At 33.7% G+C, this 25,111-nt stretch carries 24 protein-coding genes, 1 pseudogene and 1 other annotated feature; of the genes and pseudogenes, 8 read left to right on the top strand and 17 right to left on the bottom strand.

All coding sequences use genetic code 11. The features are described 5' to 3' along the window. Positions 1-82: 82 nt before the first annotated feature. The 8 genes from ORL93_RS03505 to ORL93_RS03470 form a co-directional block, all read right to left on the bottom strand. Positions 83-805, bottom strand: coding sequence for an MBL fold metallo-hydrolase (locus ORL93_RS03505; protein WP_097793748.1), 723 nt, complete (start codon positions 803-805; stop codon positions 83-85). Positions 806-974: 169 nt separating this feature from the next. After that, positions 975-2,000: a homoserine dehydrogenase gene (locus tag ORL93_RS03500; RefSeq protein ID WP_098160294.1), complete on the bottom strand. Its 1,026-nt coding sequence runs from the start codon at positions 1,998-2,000 to the stop codon at positions 975-977. Positions 2,001-2,186: 186 nt separating this feature from the next. Further along, complete coding sequence (locus tag ORL93_RS03495) at positions 2,187-3,428, bottom strand: esterase/lipase family protein (RefSeq protein ID WP_097793746.1); 1,242 nt, start codon at positions 3,426-3,428, stop codon at positions 2,187-2,189. Positions 3,429-3,678: 250 nt separating this feature from the next. Continuing rightward, entirely contained in the window at positions 3,679-4,359 is a 681-nt protein-coding gene (locus ORL93_RS03490; protein ID WP_097793745.1) for a lipoprotein BA_5634 family protein, read from the bottom strand. A 97-nt stretch (positions 4,360-4,456) separates the two neighbouring features. Then, a complete protein-coding gene (locus tag ORL93_RS03485; protein ID WP_097793744.1) occupies positions 4,457-6,400 on the bottom strand; it encodes an ABC transporter permease in 1,944 nt (647 codons plus the stop codon). After that, complete coding sequence (locus ORL93_RS03480) at positions 6,375-7,145, bottom strand: ABC transporter ATP-binding protein (RefSeq protein WP_016131456.1); 771 nt, start codon at positions 7,143-7,145, stop codon at positions 6,375-6,377. The genes ORL93_RS03485 and ORL93_RS03480 overlap by 26 nt, the downstream gene beginning before the upstream one ends. Positions 7,146-7,288: 143 nt before the next feature. Further along, the gene (locus ORL93_RS03475; RefSeq protein ID WP_141556411.1) at positions 7,289-8,272 is read right to left on the bottom strand and encodes a sensor histidine kinase; all 984 of its coding nucleotides are present in this window, start codon (positions 8,270-8,272) and stop codon (positions 7,289-7,291) included. Further along, positions 8,269-8,976, bottom strand: coding sequence for a response regulator transcription factor (locus ORL93_RS03470; RefSeq protein ID WP_265958612.1), 708 nt, complete (start codon positions 8,974-8,976; stop codon positions 8,269-8,271). The genes ORL93_RS03475 and ORL93_RS03470 overlap by 4 nt, the downstream gene beginning before the upstream one ends. A gap of 209 nt (positions 8,977-9,185) precedes the next feature. Between ORL93_RS03470 and ORL93_RS03465 the strand changes: the two genes are divergently transcribed. The 5 genes from ORL93_RS03465 (at position 9,186) to ORL93_RS03445 (ending at position 13,750) form a co-directional block, all read left to right on the top strand. Next, positions 9,186-10,328, top strand: coding sequence for a DUF418 domain-containing protein (locus tag ORL93_RS03465; RefSeq protein ID WP_033798905.1), 1,143 nt, complete (start codon positions 9,186-9,188; stop codon positions 10,326-10,328). Between the two features lie 124 nt (positions 10,329-10,452). Then, the gene (locus ORL93_RS03460) at positions 10,453-11,571 is read left to right on the top strand and encodes a sensor histidine kinase (protein WP_265958611.1); all 1,119 of its coding nucleotides are present in this window, start codon (positions 10,453-10,455) and stop codon (positions 11,569-11,571) included. A 34-nt stretch (positions 11,572-11,605) separates the two neighbouring features. Continuing rightward, entirely contained in the window at positions 11,606-12,211 is a 606-nt protein-coding gene (locus ORL93_RS03455; RefSeq protein WP_265958610.1) for a response regulator transcription factor, read from the top strand. Positions 12,212-12,416: 205 nt separating this feature from the next. After that, complete coding sequence (locus tag ORL93_RS03450) at positions 12,417-13,055, top strand: class I SAM-dependent methyltransferase (protein WP_265958609.1); 639 nt, start codon at positions 12,417-12,419, stop codon at positions 13,053-13,055. A gap of 266 nt (positions 13,056-13,321) precedes the next feature. Continuing rightward, entirely contained in the window at positions 13,322-13,750 is a 429-nt protein-coding gene (locus ORL93_RS03445) for a cell wall hydrolase (RefSeq protein ID WP_003204532.1), read from the top strand. A 152-nt stretch (positions 13,751-13,902) separates the two neighbouring features. Here ORL93_RS03445 and lysS read toward each other — a convergent pair whose 3' ends face one another. Beyond that, positions 13,903-15,462 carry a lysine--tRNA ligase gene (gene lysS / locus ORL93_RS03440; protein WP_265958608.1) on the bottom strand — a complete coding sequence of 520 codons (1,560 nt, stop codon included), beginning with the start codon at positions 15,460-15,462 and terminating at the stop codon, positions 13,903-13,905. 83 nt (positions 15,463-15,545) lie between these two features. Continuing rightward, positions 15,546-15,803, bottom strand: a binding site (T-box leader). A gap of 127 nt (positions 15,804-15,930) precedes the next feature. Between lysS and ORL93_RS03435 the strand changes: the two genes are divergently transcribed. Beyond that, positions 15,931-16,830 (top strand): SMP-30/gluconolactonase/LRE family protein, encoded by a 900-nt coding sequence (locus tag ORL93_RS03435; RefSeq protein WP_265958607.1) that lies wholly within the window; start codon positions 15,931-15,933, stop codon positions 16,828-16,830. Positions 16,831-17,051: 221 nt separating this feature from the next. Here ORL93_RS03435 and ORL93_RS03430 read toward each other — a convergent pair whose 3' ends face one another. Together ORL93_RS03430 and ORL93_RS03425 are read right to left on the bottom strand one after the other, a co-directional pair. Beyond that, a complete protein-coding gene (locus ORL93_RS03430; protein WP_006095004.1) occupies positions 17,052-17,387 on the bottom strand; it encodes a hypothetical protein in 336 nt (111 codons plus the stop codon). An 11-nt stretch (positions 17,388-17,398) separates the two neighbouring features. Next, complete coding sequence (locus tag ORL93_RS03425) at positions 17,399-18,568, bottom strand: ParM/StbA family protein (RefSeq protein WP_003204545.1); 1,170 nt, start codon at positions 18,566-18,568, stop codon at positions 17,399-17,401. A 240-nt stretch (positions 18,569-18,808) separates the two neighbouring features. On the opposite strand from ORL93_RS03425, the gene ORL93_RS03420 reads away from it, so the two are divergent. Beyond that, positions 18,809-19,213, top strand: coding sequence for a hypothetical protein (locus tag ORL93_RS03420; RefSeq protein WP_097793737.1), 405 nt, complete (start codon positions 18,809-18,811; stop codon positions 19,211-19,213). A gap of 239 nt (positions 19,214-19,452) precedes the next feature. On the opposite strand, the gene ORL93_RS03415 is transcribed toward ORL93_RS03420, so the two are convergent. The 5 genes and pseudogenes from ORL93_RS03415 to sleB all read right to left on the bottom strand — a co-directional run bounded on the left by ORL93_RS03415 (position 19,453) and on the right by sleB (position 23,314). Then, positions 19,453-19,941 carry a GNAT family N-acetyltransferase gene (locus ORL93_RS03415; RefSeq protein ID WP_018766012.1) on the bottom strand — a complete coding sequence of 163 codons (489 nt, stop codon included), beginning with the start codon at positions 19,939-19,941 and terminating at the stop codon, positions 19,453-19,455. 26 nt (positions 19,942-19,967) lie between these two features. Then, a pseudogene (locus ORL93_RS03410) lies at positions 19,968-20,326 on the bottom strand (hypothetical protein). A 253-nt stretch (positions 20,327-20,579) separates the two neighbouring features. After that, positions 20,580-21,176, bottom strand: coding sequence for a YhcN/YlaJ family sporulation lipoprotein (locus tag ORL93_RS03405; protein WP_018780585.1), 597 nt, complete (start codon positions 21,174-21,176; stop codon positions 20,580-20,582). Between the two features lie 26 nt (positions 21,177-21,202). After that, positions 21,203-22,543, bottom strand: a complete 1,341-nt coding sequence (gene ypeB / locus ORL93_RS03400) for a germination protein YpeB (protein ID WP_265958606.1) — start codon at positions 22,541-22,543, stop codon at positions 21,203-21,205. 15 nt (positions 22,544-22,558) lie between these two features. Continuing rightward, the gene (gene sleB, locus ORL93_RS03395; protein ID WP_003204560.1) at positions 22,559-23,314 is read right to left on the bottom strand and encodes a spore cortex-lytic enzyme; all 756 of its coding nucleotides are present in this window, start codon (positions 23,312-23,314) and stop codon (positions 22,559-22,561) included. A 145-nt stretch (positions 23,315-23,459) separates the two neighbouring features. Here sleB and ORL93_RS03390 point away from each other — a divergent pair, with 145 nt between their 5' ends. Continuing rightward, positions 23,460-23,792 (top strand): DUF3889 domain-containing protein, encoded by a 333-nt coding sequence (locus tag ORL93_RS03390; protein WP_003204562.1) that lies wholly within the window; start codon positions 23,460-23,462, stop codon positions 23,790-23,792. Positions 23,793-23,978: 186 nt separating this feature from the next. Here ORL93_RS03390 and ORL93_RS03385 read toward each other — a convergent pair whose 3' ends face one another. Next, positions 23,979-24,896, bottom strand: a complete 918-nt coding sequence (locus ORL93_RS03385; RefSeq protein WP_265958605.1) for a serine hydrolase domain-containing protein — start codon at positions 24,894-24,896, stop codon at positions 23,979-23,981. Positions 24,897-25,111: the final 215 nt, after the last annotated feature.

The following is a 25,111-nucleotide window of genomic DNA, read 5'->3' as shown; positions in this document are numbered from 1 at the left end:
TGGGGTATTCTTCATCATCCTTTACCAGTCGGGCTTTTATGGGCAATTTATACTGGATAAAATACGAGTTTGCATAACAACATTACTTTTCTTTTCTTACTAATGTTTCAATCTGCTCCTTCACATTCAAATCACAAACACCACCGTGATAACAAATTATCCTCTCAATATCAAACTCTAAAAATCTTCTAAGTGATTCTGTAGCTGTTTCCATATCTGATGTCGTATGTGGAACTGGCCCTTTTAGTTTTCCTTCAACACATACCATCGCGTCACCTGCAATTAATGTCTTATACTTTTCACTATATAAACTAATATGCCCCGGAGTATGTCCTGGTGTATGAATCACTTCAATGCCTCCGAGAAATAGAAGTCTTTGTCCATCTTCTAAGGTTTGATTTACTTTTGCTGTTGGAGGATTTTTATATAAAGCTTGCACAACATCTGGAAGTGCCGCCCATTTTTCTTCACTCATTTTATTTGGATCTCCTTTAATAAGGGGTAACTGTCCTTCAATATAAGGTTTGTCTAATCCATGGGCGTACACTTCAATAGAATGATCTGCCTTCTGCTGTATTTCAGGAAGACTTCCAATATGGTCTATATCTTGATGAGTTAAAATAACTGCTTGTAATTGTTCAAAAGGCACACCAATACCAATCATTGCATCGCGAATCCCTTCTAATTGACCTGGCATACCAGTATCGACTAATAGAGCTTCTTTTTCATCCCAAAGTAATGTTGGATTTAATTCAAATCCTTGAATTTTCAATTTCAAAACCGCTAGACCGTTTTCTATTTTCATACTACACGTCCCCCTCGATACATAAATTAGTGAAGTTATTTCTCTTACTAAAATGTATCACCCTAAGGGTTTGCTGTCAAATGTTAAAATTTTAATTATAACATAAAAATATTTATTTGTCAAATTGATTATTATCTTTTTCATTTTAATTGAATACTATATTTTTTCATCATACATCTTTTCGATACAAATTAATTAAATCTTTCAAAGCCGCTGCCGCTGCTCCTCTTGGGCTTGAAGCTCCTCCGGTTGAAGTAACTTTCCCCATCGTATCAGTATGAAAAGTGATTCCTTTTTCTGTTCCATTTACATGAGCCAATGGATGCCCTTTCTCTATTTCACGCGGGCATACTTCAAGTTTAAGATTTCCTGAATGATCTTTATATGCTGTTGTAATTAGTTTTAGAGATTTACCTTTTTCTTTTGCTTTCTCTATATCTTGTTTTGTAACATCCTCTATACCTTTTATAGATATACAATTCAATGAACATTCTGCTTGCAGCAAACTATTTGCCAATAATAGAAGTTTACATGCACTATCCATTCCACTTACATCTAATGAGGGGTTTGTTTCAGCTATCCCTTTGTGCTGCGCTTGATGCAATGCTTCCTGGAATGTTACATCTTCTTCATACATTTTTGTAAGAATATAATTTGTTGTTCCATTTAAAATACCTTCTATACTTTCAATTTGACATCCTGCTAAACTGAATTGTCCAATATCTAATGTAGGGAGTGCAGCAGCAGTTGCGCCGCTATAACAGATACGTACGTTTGCGAGTTTTGCCTTTTCTTTTATTTCTTTCCATGCGTTAACAAGTGCTCCTTTCGAAATAGCTACTACATCCATATGGTTTTCAATCGCTGTTTCAATGTATGTTCTTCCTGGTTCACCAGTTTGAAGATTAGTTGGTGTCGATTCAATTAATACAGTACCAAAAGGAAACTTTTCACTTTTATCAAGTGGATAGTGTTTGGTATACTTCTCTAATACATGAGAACCAGTACCATAAGTTAATAATTCTTTAATATGTAAACCTTTGTCATTATAAAGATTGACTGTACTCCCAATAATTCCAGTAAAAACAAGTTCGATGCCGTACATCTCTTTTATATATGAAGCTTTCTCAAATACCAATCTTACAAACTCTTTTCCAACAGTTCCATATCCAGATATCACCACGTTAACTCTCATATCATCACCTCGGACTATCATGCTATTTTAATGTTAACTCCATTATACTTCGAAAGTAAAATACAATTCACGAAGTAAAAACTCCCTCAGAATAATCTGAGAGAGTTTTTATATTTCGATATAAATAGGAATTCAGTCCCCCCGCTATTCGTGGACAGTAAGACCCCCAATGATTACAGTTTTACTTTATTTTGGTAAATTGGATAACTTTTCAGCGATTGTTCGGTAAAAAGCATTAATATCAGAAAACCCTAATGAGTCCGAAACACTTAGTCCAACCATATCAAGGTGATCCCAGTTTTGTTTTGTCTCAATATGGTTCCATTTTCCAAGCTCTGGTGTGTCATTATTATTTATAATCGTATCAGTTGATGGTCCCACCATTGAACTTGTATTCACTACACCATCATTTTGCCACCAAGATGAATCGATGAATGGACGATTCTGTTCGTATCTTGCATATGCCCCTAAGAAAATTGCATTTCCCATTAGTGTCTTATTCATTGTAATGTGCGGAAAATGGATTCCCGTTATAGGTGCGGCTTGTGTTGCATGTCCGCTGTAAGAGAAATAATATACATCTGGTTGCGCTTTTACCCAGTCATTTAATTCCTTCGCTCCATCTGTACTTAAATCCCATTGACTTATATCTTTCGTATCCTTCAAAATGGAACTATTTAAGACACGGTTTGAATATTGATAAAATGACTCCCCAGCTTTCTTTTTAATTCCCCATTGATCCAATTTAAAGTCGTATAGTGATAGATTGTTATTTTCTCCGATTCCAGCAGTTGCGACGAGTAATTGCTTTACAGCTGGTAGAAGTAAACTTCCATCTGCGAGGGTTGTCCCGTTGTGAGGTGTTGCCAATGTCGTTACACTATGAACATATGATTTTCCGCCCTGGAACAACGGAGACACCTTCACATCTACATGCTGTTTTGCATAATCCCTCTCTTCTTGATTTCCTTCTTTTAATATTTGAACAAGTGTACGTATCGTTTGACCACCCATACTATGTCCTACTAAATGAACCTTATTTGTCTCACTCCAATTTCCGACAAACCCTGTATATGTTCTCCCATATCGATCATGTCCATGTTTCTCAGCATGAGCCGCTCCATAATCTACTGTTCCCCCATTAATTTCAGCATATAACTCACAAGCACGATCCCAGTTGCTTGATAACGGTCCAACAGCAGCGGTATGTACACTGTATCCATCTCTCTTTAAATTCTCTTGAATATCATGTACCCCCCCCCAATACTTTACGCCCAATAATTCATCTCTTCCCCACCCTGTAAAGCCATGTACCAAAATAATAGGATTGTTATTTTTCTTTCCTTCTTCCGCATGTGTTGGTACTGGAATAATTACACTCGAAGCGATAAAACATAAAATTAAAAATCCCAAAAGTAATCTTTTCATTTTACATCCCCTTTTCTTATTCTATACCTCCCCAATAAAGCGTTTTCATTTCGCTCCTTTCTCTATGTAATAGAAAAAAAGATCCACAAAGATATACCAACGCAATTAGCAATGGCTATATAGTGTGGATCTCCAATTCTCTATCACAATTATTAACTTAAAGATACTGTAAACTATCTTATCTGAATTGTCTATTAATTATGAAACATTACATAGTTGATAAAGTTTTGTTGACAATTTCCTTTTCTTTTTAACCCTCATCCTCAAAAGTAACAAATTTGACCGATATTAATTTATGAAAATCTTTGACTTGTCTTTTTATCTTTAAATATTCATTCACTAATGTATTGTCTGTTGACATTTTAGGCTTTTCGTAGCCTAATGATTTTTTCAAGTGAATAAGTTGTAATTTTGTTTTATTCGCTTGTATTTCTTTATATACGTCATTTCTTGCAACGATAAGATACCATTGAGATTTGTAGTCACGAGAGTTTCCAATCCAAGCATTACTGACATACGAAACAGGAATCTCTTTACTATTTAAATCGATACTCGAAATATGTTTTTCCTCTTCATGCGTAAATAATAATGAAGCTCCTTTAGGGATATCCGGTAGTTTTTTTATAGGAGTATAACCGGAGTGATTATTCACATCATTTTCCCGCAAAATTTGATTTTTTATCATAGCTTTCGCTGTAGATTCATCTATAATGAGCACTTTATTTTCACCAAAAACCCCCGTTTTCACTTCAAATACCTCTTTTTCTTTTATATTTTCTTTGTAACGTTCAAAAATAGGTAAAGTGAATTGTTCGTCCCCAATCATTACCATCCCGTTCGCAGGCCGTTTATTTTCTTCAGAGGAAGAACAGGCACTTAGGCTTGTTACAATCAGGACAATTAACATAAAAAAAGATATTATTTTTTTCATTATGACTCCTTTCATTGTCTAAATTAATTTTTAAGTATACTCCAGTATGGTTATTTTCCATTTACCTTTGATACAATCAAACCTTAATAATCATATTTTACTGATCCATAGTTCTATAAAGTTTTTGGAGGTAACGCCAACGAGTCATAAAAAAATATAAGATTTGTATACATACAAATGAAATTAAGATGATAATTGAACTATTTAAAATAGAAAAATCCACTAATTGTTGCAGTGCAGTGTATGCGACTGCAGTATGGATTACCGCAACAATAATTGGTAAAAAGAACATGATTAACAACTGTCTTGTTACAACACCTTTTAGTTCTCGCTTGCTTAATCCCATTTTTGAAATCATTTTATATTGTTGCTGATCCCGATCTAAATCTGTATATAAACGGAAATAAATAAAGCTCGCTGCAAATGTAAAGAAGACAATTCCCACTAAAACACTTGCCATAAGTAACAATCCGTTTGTTTGTTTCGCTTGTAACCACTGCAACGTTAAAGCAGCGAAATAATAATTACGCTCTTCACCATCTCTATCTCTATCTAGTATGTTATTTAATTGATGTGAAATTTCTTTCGTTTTCATCCAATCATCTACAACAAATCCGTAAATACGTTCTTTAGAATGTGGTACATCTTCACGGTTAATGAAAGGAATTTTATCATAAACATCATCTTGTACTGCAATTAAAATATTTTCTACTTCATGTGGTAAAACTAAATTCTTTACAGCTTTTTTTACATGAAATGTTTTCATCCAATCCCCATGAATCACTTCAATTTCTTTTTTAAATTCACCATCTTTAAACTCTTGTTTTTGTGCTATCCATCCTGGTACTAACAAAATCTCATCTTCTCTATCAAGCGCTTCCCTTTGATAACCAAGAGCTTTCGCAAGATCATTATATTCACTTAATTTCATAACAGAGACATTACTTTCTGTATATTTAGTAGAGGCAGAGCCCATTCGATAAGGAATATTTGCCTCATTAAGAGATTTCTTAATTACAGAAAGATGCTCATTTTCCATCTTATTTTCTTCAAAACTCATATACGTAAACGTATACGGATTGGTCATTCTTGATAGTTCTTTATTTCCAAGTGCAGCAGTAGTTCCGATTGCGGTGAACGCGACTGCCGAAATAATAGATACAATAAAAAACATCGTTGCATTATCTTTCATTCGATATATCAGCTCTGAAAACGTCAATATATTTGTTTTCTTTAAAAATAAAGATTCTCGCCTTTTGGCAGCTTGCAACAGAAAAACACAGCATTGCGTATACAGAAAATAAGTACCGATTATAACCAATAACACACCTAATCCTAATAATGGAAAAGAGATAATTCTTCTAAAGTTAATATAAAGTACAATTCCATATCCCGAACTGATACTAACAAATGATAGAAGCGATAAAATAATAGAAGATTTCGGTTCAGGTTTTGGTTTTTCTTCTGCTTGAATGAGTTCCACAAGCTCTGTTACTCTTATCATTTTAAAAGTAAACAGTGATACGATTAAAAACAAGAAAATAAATGTAATAATAGTTAATAGTACTGCTTGAGTTGGAATATAGAAAGGTAGTCCATTGTTAATCATTAAAATACTCGCACTAATGAGCAGTACTAATTTTGAAAATATAAGGCCGATCATAATACCTATAAAGATTGAACCAAATCCAATTAACATATTTTCAATGAGCACTAACTTCTTTAACTGCCTCATCGACATTCCTTGCATCATTAAAATACCAAATTCTTTTTTGCGTGTTTTTAAAAATGAGCTTACTGAATATAAGATAAAGAAAAATGAAAAAACAAAAATCAAGCCCTGTGAAATTCTAAACCCAATTGTACCGAGTTCACTTATCGTTTCACTTGTCGATTTCAACTCACCCGTTAAATTAGGATGAAATAACAAAAGTGCATACGTAAAGAAAATCATGATAGAAAATGTACTACTTAAAAAATGAGCGGCGTATGTCCGTTTATTACGAAAAACATTATTAAACGCGAATTGACGAAAAGTCATGCCTTTTCCCTCCTAACAAAGAGAGAACATCCATAATCTTTTGGTAAAAAGCTTGTCTACTTTCACCGCAGTAAATTTCATTATACAATTCACCGTCTTTAATAAAGATAACGCGACTACAATAGCTCGCTGCATATGGGTCATGAGTAACAAGCATCATCGTTGCACGTTCTTTCTTGTTCAGTTCTTCTAACATACCCATCACATCATTCGAAGACTTAGAATCTAAGTTTCCCGTAGGTTCATCCGCTAGTAACAATTGTGGCTTATGAATGATTGCACGAGCAATTGCGGTTCGCTGTGCTTGACCACCTGAAATTTCATATGTTCTTTTATGCAAAATATCCAGAATGCCTAACTTTTCTGCAACTTCTTCCACCCGCTTATTCATTTCCTTTACAGCCACTCCATCTAACGTCATTGGCAACACAATATTTTCTTTTACGGTAAGCGTACTGAGAAGATTAAATGACTGAAAAACAAATCCTAATTGTTGACGACGAAATAATGCTAATTTTTCAGATGATAACTGAAAAGGATTCGTTCCATTTATTAAAATTTCACCTGATGTTGGTGAATCAATCGTCGATACCATATTTAACAATGTTGTTTTTCCACTGCCAGATGGTCCCATAATACCAACGAACTCACCCTCTTGAATAGATAAATCAATATCAGTAAGAGCTTTATAAGGAACTTTCCCCTTATATACTTTACTAATCCCTTTCGCCTGCAATATTTCCATACCACATTCTCCTTTCATTTATTCTGCTTAGTTTGAAGTGTAAAGGAGTTATCTTACATCTCATATTGATTCGTCTTTCATTTACCTTACAACTTTGTAAGATTTCTAAAAAAGCTGATGAAAAAGTCTATTTCATCAGCTTTTTATGAGATATAGAAAATAATTCGTACAGTTGTCCCTTTTCCAACTTCAGAATGCACTTCTACTTTATGACCTAAATGTTTTGCAATTTCATGCACAAGATATAGTCCCATTCCTGTAGACTCTTTAAAATCCCTGCCATTTTCTCCAGTAAAGAACGGTTGGAATACTCGTGGTATATCTTGTTTTGGTATACCTACTCCAAAATCCCTTACTTCTAAGATGACAGTCTTGTCTACGTTATATGCTTCCATTATAATTTTTTCTCTACTGCCCGCTGAATACTTAATTGCGTTAGATAGAATTTGACCAACTAAAAATTGAAGCCATTTCACATCACTTTCTACCATGATGTCTTTTTCAATATTAACTTCTGGATATACAAAATTCCGGATGAAAAAGCGCTTATGTTCATGTATTACTTCATTTACCAACTTGTATAATTGCACTCTTTCTACGTAGAAATCTTGTGTGAACGTTTCTAGACGTGCCACATATAGAGCCATTTCTAATCCCTTTTTTAATTTATCTGCTTCTTCACCGATACTCTCAAATCTAGAATCAACTTCATCTTGTGTAATCAATTCAATAACAGATAAAGGTGTTTTCATTTGATGAATCCATTGATTCATAAAAGTTAAATGCTCCTCATTTTTACGTTCCTGCACTTTTAACTGATTCTGATAGTGACGGTATTGTACTTCTAATAACTCATGTAACGCAATAGACAGGACTGCAAAATCTGATTTTTGTACAGATTCATCTAATGATTGCATCGGATTTGCTAACCTTTCATAAAAAGACTTATGCGTAAAATAGCGATATAGTAAATACGCAAGCAAAAAACATAATCCTAAAAACATTGCATAAAGCGCAGTTGTCATATGACGATAGCCATCAAACCAATAAACAAGAAAAATGGCGATGAGCTGGAAAGTTGTAAAACATAGAAGCGGAATATGCTCACGTATAAATAGTTTTATCATTTTTCTCCACCGATTTCCCATGTTATATGTAATCGATAACCGACACTACGAATGGTTTCAATTGCCCCTTGAATACCTAATGCTTGTAATTTTTTCCGAACACGCGTTGTATTCACGCTTAGTGTATTATCATCAACATATAATTCGCTATCCCAAAGTTTGTTCAATAACACTTCTCTACTTACAACGCGCGGATAATTTTTCATTAACATTTCTAACAAAATCGCTTCATTTCTTGTTACATCAATTTCTTGATTACGTAATTGTAATACTAAACGCTCCGGAAACAAAGTAAGCCCTTGCTGTTCAATCATTCGTTCTTCTATTTTTGGTGCATAGTCTCCATATGCACGCCTTAGTTGACTACGAACTTTTGCCATTACAACTTCATAATGAAACGGCTTTGGAATATAATCATCCCCACCATTTTCTAGTGCCATCACTTGATCCATTGTTCCTTCACGAGCTGAAATAAATAAAATAGGACACGTAGAAATAGCGCGGATTTGCCTGCACCAATAATATCCATCGAAACTTGGTAAATTAATATCTAGTAGCACTAATTCTGGTTTTTCTTGTAAAAAAATATCTAATACACGTTGAAAATCAACAATAACAATTGCTTGATACCCGTATTTCTCGATATAAGAAGATAATAATTTCGCAATTTTAGGATCATCTTCCACAATCATAATTTTAACCATGTTTCCATTCCTTTCTTATAATCTCTACGTAAGCATATACTACCATATTTTTTCTTACTTATTTTTAAGAATTCATTGCATGACGATTTAAACACTTCATTTTTTCGCCTATATGACAGGTGTCATTTGCTCTAACTGACACCTGTGCATACAAAACATTCCTTTTTAAAGATACAATAATGACAAAATCATTAGAAAAGAGGAAAATAATGAGAACTAACAACAAAAGAATTCGTTTGCTTGATATATTAAGGGGCTTTGCTGTGTTAGGAACACTTGGTACGAATATTTGGATTTTTGCATATCTAGGGGATATTTCTTATATCTTTACGTTCGATCATGCAATTTGGTGGACATCACTTAATGATTTTATTCGGCTGTTCGTTTTATTTTTAGTAAACGGTAAACTTCTCGGTTTATTAACAATTATGTTTGGTGTAGGACTTGAATTGAAATATCAACAATCTTTACGCAAAGGCAATACATGGCCTGGCGTTTACCTATGGACTTCTTTTATACTTTTATTAGAAGGTTTCATTCATTTCACTTTGGTTATGGAATATGATATTTTAATGAGCTATGGAATAACCGCAATTATTGTTGCTTTTATTATTAAACGTGGTGACAAATGGATTAATCGCGCTATGAAAATGATTGGTATCTTTCACGGAGCTGCTATGCTTGTCATTCTTTCTATATTTATGTATTTAAAATTCATAGGAGGTAACATTTCACTAGGTAACGCTAATGAAATTATAGCTCTTTATAGTGATGGAACTTGGTTTGAACAAATCCATTATCGACTAACAAACTTTATCGCAAATCGACTGGAAGTAATTTTTGTTATCCCAATGAATATTTTCTTATTCTTATTCGGGATACGTCTTATGCGCGCTGGCGCTTTCTCCCCTGATGAAAATGGAAAAAGAATTCGCACAAAAATGTTTAAAATCGGTATTATGATTGGCATCCCTCTCAATCTATTAATCTTTATTCCAGGTGGTGTTTTCGATTTACCAGCTCGTTATTTATTTGCACCTTTCCTTTCTATTTTGTATATTGCATTGATTGCTAAAATGATAGAAAGAGTTGAACATTTTTGGTTATGGCAACGCCTTGAAAATGTAGGAAAGATGTCTCTTAGTTGTTATGTTCTTCAAAATATTCTTTCTTCCATTCTCTTTTATGGTTGGGGCTTCAGCCTTGGTGGGAAATTGAACTCATTATCGATTGTCTTTATTTGGATCTGTATCTGTTTCTTTGAAATTTACTTCGCAACATTTTGGCTGAATAGATTTAAGTACGGACCAATGGAGGCTGCCAGAAGATACACAGCTGGTTTAATTAAGTAAAAGCGATTCTTAGTGGGACTTCACCATTTCCACTGAGAATCGTTACTTTTAAGATTTTGTGGGCTTTACCCTGAAATAGGATTTATTACAAAGCCTTATTCCCTCTTTGTAGGAGGAAAGTAGAATGTTTAAAAAAATTTATCCACACGATCAAATCGAAAAGTACTTATACTTAGATATTATTTTTATTGTTCTTTTAATTTACAATGTAATTCGAGCAGAAACGAGCATTAACTTATTCTTAAAAATTGTTCTTTTATTGCTCATTTTGTTATCTTTTTACTTCGAATTGTGGTATAAAGATTGGCGCCTTCTCCTTTCCAGTTTATGTAGCTGCTTATTATTTGCACTACTTGCAATATTCATCGAATCATGGCTACTTTTTTATGGTTTTGTCATCGGGAATTTATTAGGAAGAGCCCAATCTAAATTGTATATCGGCATCGGTACAGTAGGCATCGCAATGATGTTTTTTCTTGTTAGTTGGTATACCTTTGGTCACCCTTTTTACATATTAAAAACTTCTTTGCTTCTTGCCTTTATTCTTCAACTTGTACAACCATTTGTCATCCATATCCGGGAAAAAGCAAAATCTTTACAAAAGGAGCTAAGCGCCGCAAACTCTCAAATTGAAAGATATATTCAAGAAGAAGAAAGACACCGCATTGCAAGAGACCTTCATGATACACTCGGGCAAACATTAACAATGATTAAACTGAAAAGTGAACTGACAATAAGATTGATAGAAAAGGATCCACCACAAGCAAAACAAGAATTAAATGATATTTTAGACACATCACGTTTCGCATTAAAACAAGTACGTGAACTAGTTACTGATATGAAATATATATCGATTGAAAGTGAATTAAATCATCTACGTGAGCTATTACATACAGCCGGTATCCAATTTACGACTAATGCAAACAGAAACGCACCTTTGCTATCAAATGTTGCGGAAACAATGGTTGCTCTCTCTATAAGAGAAGCCATTACAAATATTCTAAGGCATAGCCAAGCAAACCATTGTACAATCGTTCAAGAAATGGATACAAAATGGTTTCAAATAAAAATAAACGATGATGGAATTGGCTTTCAACATGAGCCACTTGGATTCGGAGTTCAATCAATTCGGGAACGAATGAAGATGATACATGGCACAGTAGATATACATACATTAAGAAACAACGGCACAACGATTATTTTAAAGATACCTATTTCAACAAACTTAATAGAAACAAATTAACCTTGTAAAACGATACAAGAAAGGCGGCAGTAAAATGATTCGTATTGTAATTGCTGAGGATCAAAAAATGCTTCGCGGAGCCCTCGTTTCTCTATTAAAACTAGAAGAGGACATTGAAGTGGTTGCAGAAGTTTCAAATGGGCTAGATGCTTGGAACATTATTACAAAACAACAACCCGATGTGTGTCTTCTTGATATCGAGATTCCTGACATCACTGGACTGGAAATTGCAGAAAAATTAAGAACTATGGGACATCCCTGCAAAATAATGATTGTTACAACTTTTGCTCGTCCAGGATACTTACAAAAAGCGATGGACGCAAAAGTAGAAGCATATTTACTAAAGGACGAACCAATTGAATTTCTTATTGACGCGATTCATAAAGTAATGAATGGTGAACGTGTAGTAAGTACAGACCTAGCTGCTACGCTGTTTTTAAAGGAAGATAACCCACTAACTGCCCGTGAAATGGAAATACTCCGTATGGCTAAAAACGGATTGACAACGAGAGAAATCGGTAAAACATTGTATTTAACAAACGGAACTGTTAGAAATTATTTATCATCTTCCATTCAAAAACTTGAAGCTGAATCAAGATTTCAAGCCATTCGTATCGCTGATGAAAAAGGATGGATATGATGTAAGATGCGGTATAGTAAAAGGGATGCTTCTTCTACATCTTTCCTCCCTTTTAAAATACAAGTTTGTTATAAGTTAATTTAAATATTATTTTTTTATATTCAAATTTCTTATATCAAAAAATGCAGTATTTTGGAAGTCTATTCTTTTCTTAAAGCAAGTACTATAATCAAATGAAAATTATAAGAAAGGAATGAGTTAACTAATGAAACAGCAAAAACAATATTGGAACGAGGTTGCACATGAAAAACAATTTACAACTCCCTTTCGATTTGATTTGTTTCAAACACATGTAAAACAAGAAGCGAGTATCTTAGACTATGGATGTGGATATGGAAGAACATTGCGTAAGTTAAGAAAAACACAGTTTACCAATCTTTATGGCGTTGACTTCTCAGAAGAAATGATTAAAAGGGCAAAATTAGACGATATGGGGATTCATTTTAGTGTCATTGAAAATAGAAACCTAGCATTTCCTGATAATTATTTTGACTCTGTACTTTTATTCGCAGTACTAACTTGTATTCATAGTGACGAAGAACAAAGAGCGATTTTAGATGAAATTAAGAGAGTCTTAAAACCTAATGGAATAATTTATATTAATGACTTTCTATTAAATCAGGACAATCGTAATTTAAAGCGATACGACCAATTTTATCAAAAATATGATATATACGGTGTATTTGAATTACCTGACGGAGCCATTTTACGCCATCATAATGAAGAACAAGTAAAGTGCTGGATGAAGGGTTTTAAACAGCTGGCATATGAGAAAGTGGAATATACAACAATGAATGGGAATCGATCCAACGGGGTAGTTTGTATAGGGAAATTAATAAAATAAAACCTTAGAACTTGGAGTATGCTATGGTGATTTATAATCAGACTAATAATAAAAACTTTACACTTGCATATCCCCTCCTTGTTAAGACAACATTCTTTACTAAAGTTAACACAGCGAAAGAAACAATGCTTTTCTTATTCAACACAGACAGAAAATAATCAAACACTTTTATAAGCCAACTATTCTTAAAACACATTTGTAAAAGCACCACACTCATTTTCCTACATAACCTTTACTATAACCACCTCTACAAGGGAGGAACTAATATGGCTCTTATTCCTTATAATGAAAGCGATGTCGATTTATTAGCACGCTTAATCCGTGCTGAGGCTGAAGGTGAAGGTAGACAAGGCGAACAGCTTGTCGGCTGCGTTGTAGTAAACCGCGTTTTTTGTGACTGCTTAGACTTTAAACAATTACGTACCGTAAGTGATGCGGTATATCAAACTCCAGGTGGATTTGAAGCTGTACAATACGGATATTTTTATCAACGTGCTCGTGACTCAGAAAAAGAAATTGCAAGACGTGTGTTACAAGGTGAATGGCGCTGGCCAGCAAGATGGTCCCTTTGGTATTTCCGGCCGACTGGTGCTTGTCCACCGGAATGGTATAATCAACCATTTGCAGGGCAATTTAAAAGCCATTGTTTTTATGAACCAATCGGGGATGAATGCCCGAAAATGTATACGCGATAATAACTTTATAAAATTCACCACATTCTATTAGTTACAACCTTAAGAATTCAAGGACGCGCATATACAAGTCCTTGAATTCTTAGTTATACTATTAATCACCTCAAACACAGCTTGATAATATAATTTGTGTTTGAGTTAGTATTCTACTCTACTTAGTTACAAAAATCCAATAAGGACACTATTTTCTCGGCACCTATTACAGATATAAGTAACGGTATCCGTGGACCACTTGGCTGATTGATAACAAGTCTATAAATGATTCTAAAAAGTAATTTTTGATTCTCTTTCATTATCTTTTTACTTTCATTATGACAAATTTCATATATCTGTTCCATTATCTTTGGACTATCCGCATTTGTAGGAACTATTTCACAAACTTCTAAAACCCACCTTTTCTGTACCTCTTCCAATGTTTCGTAAAACTCCCAATTCTTTTCTTTATTTACTTCAATCATTTTTTGCGGTTGTAAATTTCGAATCCAGTATTCCACACGATTACTTATTTTCATAATGTCAATCAAGCTATAATCTGCATCCACTTTCGCTAATATCTCTTGTAAAATATGAATATCAAAGTTCACTAATGGCAAGACGCCTGCTATTTGATTAAATTTTGGTAAGCTGGCATTTTCATCACTAACGCCGGAAAGCCTAATTACATCACGGAACTCTTCATTATTTAACTTATTATTTTGACAACCTTCTTTATATCTTTCATACTCAGTATAATTCCGAATCACATCCTCATCCATACCAATATGAAATGCTGCATTTGGTTTATATTTTGAAAACATAAATAGAATGACTTCCGGCAAATACACATTTAATAATTCACTTGGAGTAATGATATTCCCGGCAGAACTTGACATTTTTTGATTATTACCTTTTATTCCAATGAAATCATAGGCAACATAATTCGGTGCCTCATAATTGAAAATTTTACTAGCTATCTCCTTTGAAACATTATAACTACCTGTTTCGGCTGAATGATCTCTCCCACCCGGTTCAAAAATCACATCTTCTATCATCCATCTCATCGGCCAATCAATTTTCCAATTTAATTTCATGTGACTCGTTTGCGTTACTGATAATACATTATGACTCCCACATGCACACTCATATCGGATTGTTTCCGATGTTTCATCAAAATTTGTTATTTTTGTTGAATCTTTCCCGCATTGCTCACAATATAGCGTAATTGGATAAAAAATCTCCCGCTCATCTTCAGATGGTTCACTCGTTTTGAATTTCATTAATACGTCGTAGATTTCTTTTCTTCTTTTTAATGCTTGAAGTATATGTTGATTATATCTCCCAGTTCTATATTCTTCATGTTGATAAATAAACTCCACATCAATACCAAAAGTTTCTACTGATTTTTCAAATTCTTTTTCAAAATGCTCTGCATACGATTTATGGCAACCATATGGATCTGGAATATCACAATATGGCATACCAATATATTTCTCAAATGATGAATCAACGTTTTTCGGAACCTTTCTAAATCGGTCGTAGTCATCCCATGAAAATATAAATCGTGCCTTTTTTCCTAAATCTTGAAGTGCTCTTACAACAAAATATGTCGTTATTATTTCTCGAAAATTACCAATATGAACAGACCCCGAAGGACTAATTCCGGATGCACATACAAACGTCTCTTTATTTGGATGTTTTTGAATAAGTTCATGCGCGATTTGATATGCCCAGTGCATATAATTCACCTCTTATTAATTTTTTATTTACTCTTCCACTTCCTTTTCAAAACAAAAAAACTCCCACCCCCAAGATTATTCATCTTGAGGACGAGAGTTGTTCACTTCGTGGTACCACCTCAGTTTATTAATATGTCACCATATTAATCTCTTCAGGTACGGCAATCATTTGCTTATACCCTATCTCTATAACGGGAGAACCCGTCGCATTATCCCTAAACAAGTTAGTTCTATGCGCAGCTCCAAGTCTTTTTTCATTAAGATTTTTACCCCTCCTTCTCAGCTACCGGAGTTCTCTGTATGCAATCATTCTTAACTACTCTTCTCTTCATTGCCACTTTTGTTATAAGTTATTTTCCATATAATAATTTATAATGTTATCGTTGTCAAATTTCTCCAAATTAAAGGGTTTGCTACCATTTTCATCGAATATATATAGGTTATCTTTATAGAAAGGAGAAAAATACATTGTTAGGAAAATTAGAATTAGTTATCGATGCTAAAGCAAACTTAGGAGAAGGCCCTTGTTGGGATGAAGAAAAGCAAATATTATACTGGGTTGATATTTTAGGGAAAAAGGTATGCATTTATAACCCTATTACAAATATAAATCGTAAAATTTCATTAGACCAACAAATTGGATGTGTCGTTCAAGATGCATCTGGCGGAGTTATATTAGCAATGGAGCGTGGTTTCCATTCTCTTAATCTTGAAACAGAGGAATTAAAACTTATTCATAACCCGGAGTCTCACCTGCCAGAAAATCGCTTTAACGATGGAAAGTGCGATCCCGCTGGTCGCTTTTGGGCTGGCACTACCGATTTATATGGAGTCAGCGCAGCTGATTCTTTATATTTCTTGGATACTGATTTTAGTGTAAAAAAGCAATTAGAACATGTAAATACATCCAATGGTTTAGCCTGGTCACCCGACCAGCGGTATCTTTATTTCATTGACACACCTACTAAAAAAGTCACTCGTTTTGATTATGATATACACACTGGAACAATTAGTAACCCAATAGATATCATTATTATTCCTAATAGTGAAGGATTACCTGATGGAATGACAATTGATGAGGAAGGCTGTTTGTGGATTGCACATTGGAGCGGTGCTAAAATCACAAGATGGAATCCAATGACTGGCGAAAAAATTCTAACAGTTCCTGTTCCTGCACTCAATGTAACTTCCTGTACATTTGGAGGACCTGACTTAACAGAATTATATATTACTACTGCTAGGACAAGAATGAACCAAGATCAATTAGAAGTTTATCCATATGCTGGTGGCGTATTCCGAATAAAAACACAGGTTAAAGGGTGTCCAACTTATCAGTTTAATCATAAGAAATCGCAGGTAAAAAAATGAATCGAATAGAGTACATTAGACAAGGAAAAAAGTATCATGACCTTTGTTATGAAGAATCGCTTTCAAAATTCTCCCTCCTTATTTTTTTATTTTAATAAACATCCATTTACCTTCAAAATATTCCGTACTTTCGGTTTGAATTTCGCATGATTAATGGGCAAAAAAAGCCTACCACTTAATCATATTTACAGTGGTAGGCTTTAGATATACTTTTATATGTTTTAAAAGAAGGGACAATCTATTTGATCAATAAATTCCCAAGATTTATTTTCTACACATTCGGCAGGTCCTTTCTTTTCCATTGACACTTTTCTAAGAGGATTTACTTCAAATTTAAACATAGAAGTAGGTTCAATATACATGGAAAAAACATAGCTGCTAGGTAAAGTTTTAGATACATCAATATCGCCTACTTGTTTAAACAATTGCTGGGCACCGTATAAAAAAAATTTTGTTACATCAGATTGCTTATTAATCCATGCGATCATTTCAGAAGATACAGATTTATTTAAATGGATTTTTACCCGATCACCACGCTTATACCGCTTGCGCCCCATACTCACACCAACTAACTAATTGTTAAATTCGTAAATCCCAATTCTTTTTGTTTATGTTCTCTATACCGTGGTGAACATGTGTAAACTAATAATCCACGTGCATTTGTAAATAGAGGGTTATCTACAAATATTACATTTTTTAAACGACCTTTTTGTTTTAAAATAAGTTGCAAACTGTTTTTAATGATGACAGCGCCCCCGCCATAGATAAATACATACGGATCATCTTTCATATCATCAATTTTATTAATAATATCCGTTGCAACTCGTGCAGCTAATCCTAGAAATGCCTGTTGTGACTCTTCTACTAGCATTGCATGCCTTGGGTGTTTCTCATTTAAATAAATTTGATTAAACTCTGTAATACTATCTATTGTTTTTGTCGGATGCTTCCGATTCCATCTTGTAATAATCTGCAATAAAGTTTCTTTAACTCCATAGGACAATCCTTTACTTAATTGCGGTCTAAAATTCACTCCAAATGAAACAACTTCCTCAGTTGTACCCGCACCAATATCAAAAGATAATAATGTTTTATCCACAAAATCAATCTCTGTAATAGCATCTTTTTCACTTGCAACTTTATGTTTTAAAATATTACCTTCCTCATCGTACACAATCCCCCAGGTCCCAGACGCCCCTTCTGGTAAGCATTTACAGTACTCAATGGATATATTTATCGTTACATCTCTTCCATTTGGATAATGAAAAATAATTTTATGATTTCCCATATAACGTTTAGCGTTTTCTGCTGCGATTTCTTGCGTAATAGTTTGCATTGGAAGAGCAACTGATAAATCGTAACGAATATTAATATGATCTAATTTCGGACTATGACGCATAGCGCTAATTGCTAAACCTGATAAAATCGTTAGAACCATTAATTCATCTGTAGATTTATTAGACTTCTTCTCTACTTCTGTCCCTTTCAACTGATCATTGATAACCTTTTGCCCAACAATGTAACGTACATTATTCAACATGAGTGAAGATGAATTAATCGTCACATCTATATGATTTTCCACTTCAGATATCGGTACATCCTCTTCGTCTAATAAGCCTGTCGGTTCCCCAATATACAGTGAATATATACTTGGAATATAAATCGGATTTTGGCCTTTCACCATTAACTTTAAACCGTTATTTCCAGCGTCTGCACCCGCTTTTAAAAGTATGGACATATTTACCCCCCAATTTAATCTGACATCCCTTCCAAATATATGCAAATAATAACTTTAACATTCAAACCAAATAGAAATCTTTTTCCTTTCTGTTTTTTAATGTTTATTTCTAAACTGAGAAATAAATAATTAATTTTCATAAATTTATCTATTTATGTAAAATATATTTAACATTACTCCCTGTCATTTTTATACTATTAAGTGTAAAGAGTTTTTTACACTTATAAAGAGGTGAATACGATGAATCAGAATAAGTTTATTTTCGTAGTTATTATACTATCATTACTTGGAATACTCATACATGGCGCATACAAATATACGACCGAAGGAGCCATTCTCGGAGGGACTATTTTTGGAGCTTCTTTAATAATTAGTTATTTAATAAATCATATGACATGGGGAGATCCAAACAGCGTGTCAGAAGAAAGTCAAGATGAAATGGGACAACAAATTACATATAAAAGTTTCAAAATTGGATATTTTGTATTAGTCGTTATTATGTTTATTTTATTGATTTGGTCAGAAGGATTTTCTACCTTATATTCGCTTGATAATATTCAAAATCTCCCTTTATTTATAGCGCTTTGTTCTTCATTCATTGTTATTCCACTTGTAGAATTCGTTGTTTCGAAACGATATCAATAAAGGTATACATAATAGGAGAAGGCATTCCCTTACATAGGAATGCCTTCTCTTTCTTCTTCATATTTTTTACAAACTTGTTCTAATGTTGGTCCAGTTCATCAATAAGCCGGTAATGTTTATAATCAATTTCATAACAGTTATTACGCAAAATAGCTATCATTGATATTACCACACTACGCAGCGTCTCTTTTCCTTTTGGAGACCATCTACATTCGGTCGCACGTATACTTGGTGAATTATCAAGATGGTAAATATAAAACAAGCTGCCTTCCAATTGGGCCCATTCTTCTTTGACCTCTATCTTCAAATCCTACTTTTAAATACAGCTTTTGAGCAGGAATATTTTTTTCATTTACAGCTAGTACAATTTCATTTTTATTCGGAAAATAGGATGCTACAAAGTCATGTAATAAGGCTAATCCTTTTTTTGCATACCCTTTTCCTTGTTTCTCGTAATTGATAGAAAAGGCAACTAAAAGTAAAGCATTGGGATTATCTGTGTATTCTGCTACCCTCGTTCCTGATTGTAATGCGAAAATTCCTACTGGTGTATGATTCGCTAAAATAACAACAACATTTCGAGTTGTGTCTTTTTTAGCTTTTTCAAGCAAGTCACTTGGTTTTGCTGTAAATTGAATTTGTTCACTAGGTAAAATAAATGCGTCTATAATTTCTTTATATTTTTCATCATATGGAATAAGCTGAATATCTTCTGTTTGCAAATTCATTTTTATTTCCCCTTTTCTTCTAATTACTAACTTAAACCTTGCTGTGACTTAGAACGTACTTTTCCATCTAAAAAGGTAATCTCAGCAAAGGATTGTGGTGGATTTCCTTTCCAGGCAAAAGTTTATTTATAGTTTGATGAATTTTCATTACCTTGATTTATAAGTAAATCCCCTTCAAATCCTATTAATTCTTTTACTTCGTTATATATCATTTCTTCATTTATTTGTGAGAAAATATTCATATCAATTGTTTCTCTCTTCTTTTTTTCTGTGACAGTTGAAGAAGTTGTTGTTTGTTTCTTTATTTCTTTTTATCACACGCTGTCATACCAAAAATCACACACAGACTAAGACCACAAACTATGAGTGCGCATTTATTTTTCATCATTACAACTATCTCTGGTTTAAAAATGATACCCAAGCATATCTAAATGTAATATATCGCAGAGAAACCAGGATAAACCTCCTTCTTTGTTATGTTTTTTATTCATCATTTTCAGATGGTTTTATATAGTTTTATACACGGTGGATCTGTCGTAACTTCCTAATTATTATTAAACCATATATTCCCTTTTTGATAAACTGAATATTAATAATTAACAAAAACATCTCGCGCCATATAGCACGAGATGTTTTTGTTATCTTTTAAGATGATTATTTGATTGATCTTCTTGTTCTTTTCTTAATTCATTCTCTTCATCTTTTGGTAACTGTTTGTCGTTTTCTTTAATCGGATTCGTTTCTTTATTTTCAATCATATCATTTGGTACTTGTGGCATAACACGTCCAACAATTGCAGCAAGTTCATCAAGAATTCCTTCGCCAGCTTTTCCGTGCTTAATTTGATTCCCCATTCGCTTTAATCGTTCATACGTATCAACATCCGCTACAACAACTGCATTTGCACCATTTGGATCATGTTTTAAGCTTTCAGCGACAGAATACTTGATTGATTCTACACGAGTTCGATCCAGTTTTGCCTTTACATCAATGCCAACAACAGCATATTTTCCAATAACGACTGCGGTCGCATCTTTTACACCTGGTATACTAGAAGCTAAAGAGGCTAAATGATCTGCCACTTTTTCATTCGGTTTTGTTTTATCTTTTGTATAGCTAACATTTCGCATAGATACATTTTTTTGTTCTGGTTTTTCATGAGCATTCTCTTTTTTTCCTACACTACACCCTGTGATAGCAAAACAAATCATAAGCATATATATAAGGATTTTCATCATTTTCACCACTTTATCATTGATGTTTAATCATAAATCTTTTCGACAGCCTGCATCTTTTTCACTTTTTCTTCAGTTCCGTCATTTGCATTAATAAAAATTTGGTACGTATCTTTTCCTAATGTCCCGACAAATTCATAGCACAATACTTCTTTATGCACATCATTTACAACAACCGCCTTGCGTTCTTCCATTACTTTTACATCTGGATTGATTTTCTTTCTTGCATCAGCAGCCGTTAATTTTGCAGTTGGAATGGTGCGTTTTTGATGTGATGCTAAATATTCTTTTGCTGAAAAACCAACAATTGATCCATCATCTAAAGCAATTTTCATTTGAATTGCTTCTGGATAAATACGCACATTATTCTCATTCACAACGTACGTAAACACACCAATATTATCGTACTGTGAACTATCAAAGAGCTCCATATTGGTAAACTTATGGTCCTTTAAGAAAGTTAATCCTTTACTTCCTGCGTCATTTAAGCTAATTTTTTGTTCCTTAATTTCACGGTTATTCATTACCCATATTGGATATCCACCTTTTTCGGTAATATCCATATAAAATTCATTCTTTGTTTCAGGATCTTGAATTTTCACACTATAAAATGATTCTTTAGCACCTTTTCCGCTTTTCTCAACTTCTACTTTTTCATTGCCTTTTAAATTTAAAAATGATTTTGCTATTTTTGCCGCTTCATCTTTTGAAATCGCTTTACCTTTTGCTTCAAAGCCGCCTTTTTTCGCCTTTTGCATGCTTGTGAAAGTTGGACCGAAATTATTTGAAGAATAGGCTGTTACATTTTTCTCAACCGTCTTAAGCCCGTCAATAATCGTGTTATCCGCTGGATCTTTATTTGACGCAAGCGCAAGTTCTACATCCATCCAACGTAAATTATTTTTCAAAACGAGATGCTGTACTTTTCGAAGCTCATCTTGAATGTTGCCAGCATTTGAATATAGAGTTTGAAGCGCTTTATATTCTTGATCGTTTAAAGGTTCTTTCTCTAAATCACGAATGGCAGTGCGATAACTAAAATCACCAATATTCGCTAAAAATTCCTCGGTTTTATTAAACGGCATTAATGTTAAAGGTAGTTGTCCTACATCAGAACGAGCTTCCGATGTTAAACGCCACACATCCGCTAATGCCGGTGATAAAGATGTACGTGAATTCATTGCCAGTGTTGTTCCGATTTTATCGTGTAATAAATCAACCTCATACGCTAAATCATGAAACGCACGCTGATAGCTGTTTTCTGCTCGAATTAACACCGCATTTTTTTCTTGGTGTTCTTTATAACCCCAATACCCTGTTCCAACTACGCCGATTGTTAACAATACAATTACGATACCTCTTAACATTTCTTCACCTCCGCTCTATTTACAGAAAATATGTTTGCCGATTTTTTTAATTTGTGGTCGACTCCAAATCCATTTACTCGTTGCAGTATCTGGATTGAAATAATACAGTGCATTTCCAGTAGGATCCCAACCATTAATAGCATCTAATACAGCTTTTTTCGCCGTTTCATTTGGCGTTAAATAAATTTGTCCATCAGCAACTGCTGTAAATGCACGTGGTTCAAAAATCACTCCAGATACTGTATTCGGGAATGATGCACTTGTCACACGATTCAAAATAACTGCTGCAACTGCAACTTGCCCTAAATATGGTTCACCACGGGATTCACCATAAACTGCGTTCGCCATTAATTGAATATCATTTTGTGAATAACCATTTGGCACATTTGTACCTTTATTTTGGGCTGGCTTATTACTTTGTCCACCCGTGTTCCCTTTATTAGCAGTTGATTTCTCATACTTTGTCGCTTTTACAAGCATCTGCTTCGTCTTAGCCCCCGCTAAGCCATCTACAGGTAAACCGAACTTTTGTTGAAAATTCCTTAGTGCCCAATATGTACCCCAACCAAATACACCATCTACTTTTCCCGTATAAAATCCGTTATATTTCAATCGAGACTGTAGTTCAATGACATCTTCTCCAGAGGCACCTCTTTGAATCACCTGATTAGAAAAGGCTTGGACATTTCTTGTCTGCCCGCTACTTACAATTACAGATATACCGATTAATACAAACAAAATCAGTATTTTAAAAATAACTGTATGACGCATATATTTCCCTCCTTATTTGCAGTGATGATTTCATGGTTATGTTTTGTAAATAAAACGCTTTTATGTAAAGAAGACAAAAAAATCCAAACTTATATGATTTAGACTGCATGTACACAATAAGAAAAACGGCTAAAAGGAGTTTATTATGAAGCGTATTTTTGCATGTTTTGTATTAGGAATTGTATTTGTTACAGCATATTGCAATACATATACTCATTCATCAGTTGTTCACGCACAACCACCATATGCAAAATGGGGTAAACTTGCGGTAGAAAAAACGAAAGAAAACTATCCAAAAGCGCAAATTATTGATTACCTTCATATTGGAAGAAAACCGAAGACAGTGAATATAACAACAGAAAAATTCAAATTATGGCTGCGTGAAGATGGAAAGGAATATGGTGTTTTTGTTGATGTAGAGTTTGATACAAGAACGGAGAAGTTTTTGAAGATTACATTTCAAAAGAGCAGTAGATAATGTTCAACTAACCAAGCTTTTACAGGCTTTTATTTCCCCACTTATCTTCTGTTGTTTCTTTGATTCTTGACATTAGAATCTTATTGTCAGCGAATAGCGGGATTAAAAAAGAGGAAATCATCTCGATTCCCTCTTTTTTATTACTATTTAACTTTCACTTCTTGCTAAACTATACTCTCCTTCTATTTATGTATGATTAACGTTCTCTTGTAAATGATTTATAAATAATTTTAATGGTACTAATCCACGCTTAGGCATTTGACTACTTATAATGGCTACAAGTTCTAATTTCGGAATGATGATAATGTATTGCCCTCCATATCCCATAGCAAAATATATACAATACGGTATGTGAAATCTTTCATTGTCTAATACCCACCAGTGATAACCATATGCTCCAACATGTTCATATGTTAAAAAAACAGCCTTACTCGATTGTTCAATCCAACTTGAGGATACAATCTTTTCTCCACTCCAGAATCCATTTTGTAGACATAATAATCCTATTTTTAGCAAATCCTCCGCTTTCATTTTCATGCCAAATCCACCAACATAAATACCTTGAGGATCTTGTTGCCACTCATATTCGGTAATTTGTAAAGGATTAAATAAATATTTCTTTGCAAACTGCTCCGTTGTCTTTCCAGTAGCAACTTGTAGTATATAACTTAACAGATGTGAAGAGCCTGAATTATAGTTCATTTTTGCCCCTATCTCTTCCATTAACGGCTTCTGCAAAATATAATTTATCCAATTATCTGATTCCACGAAATTATTTGGAAATACAACTCCATTTCCAAACTCCTTCCACTCTTCACCAGTTGTCATTGTTAACAAGTGATAAATGGTTAATTCCTTCTTTTCTTTCGGTACATTGGGAATCCATTTTGCTATAGGCGTATGTATATCATTTATGTAGCCTTTATCTATTGCTATACCGATTAAAATTGATACGATACTTTTCGTGATAGAATTAATTTTATATAAATTGTGTGCGCATTCTTTTGTTTTATAATATTTTGTTGTTAACTCACCTTGTTGATATACGAGAAATGCATTCACTTTCTTTTTCATAAATTGATTTTCCAACTTGTAAAAATCCAATATGTATTCCTCCAAATGTATACTATTCTTGTCTGTTTTTACTATTCTACTCAAATCAAATAAATATTTCTATTTCTATGTACTTTCTAAAAAATATCCAATTTCACGTGTGGCAAACATATACTATAGATATAAGACATGATCACTCATACTAAGTAGTTTCATTTTCGTGGAAAAACACTTAATAACATACGAATTGGTATGCTTTTTTCATT

This window comes from Bacillus sp. DHT2, assembly GCF_026241455.1.
Lineage (GTDB): Bacteria > Bacillota > Bacilli > Bacillales > Bacillaceae_G > Bacillus_A > Bacillus_A pseudomycoides.
The sequence above is the reverse complement of the archived record's forward strand: the minus strand, read 5'-3'. Positions and strand labels throughout refer to the sequence as shown.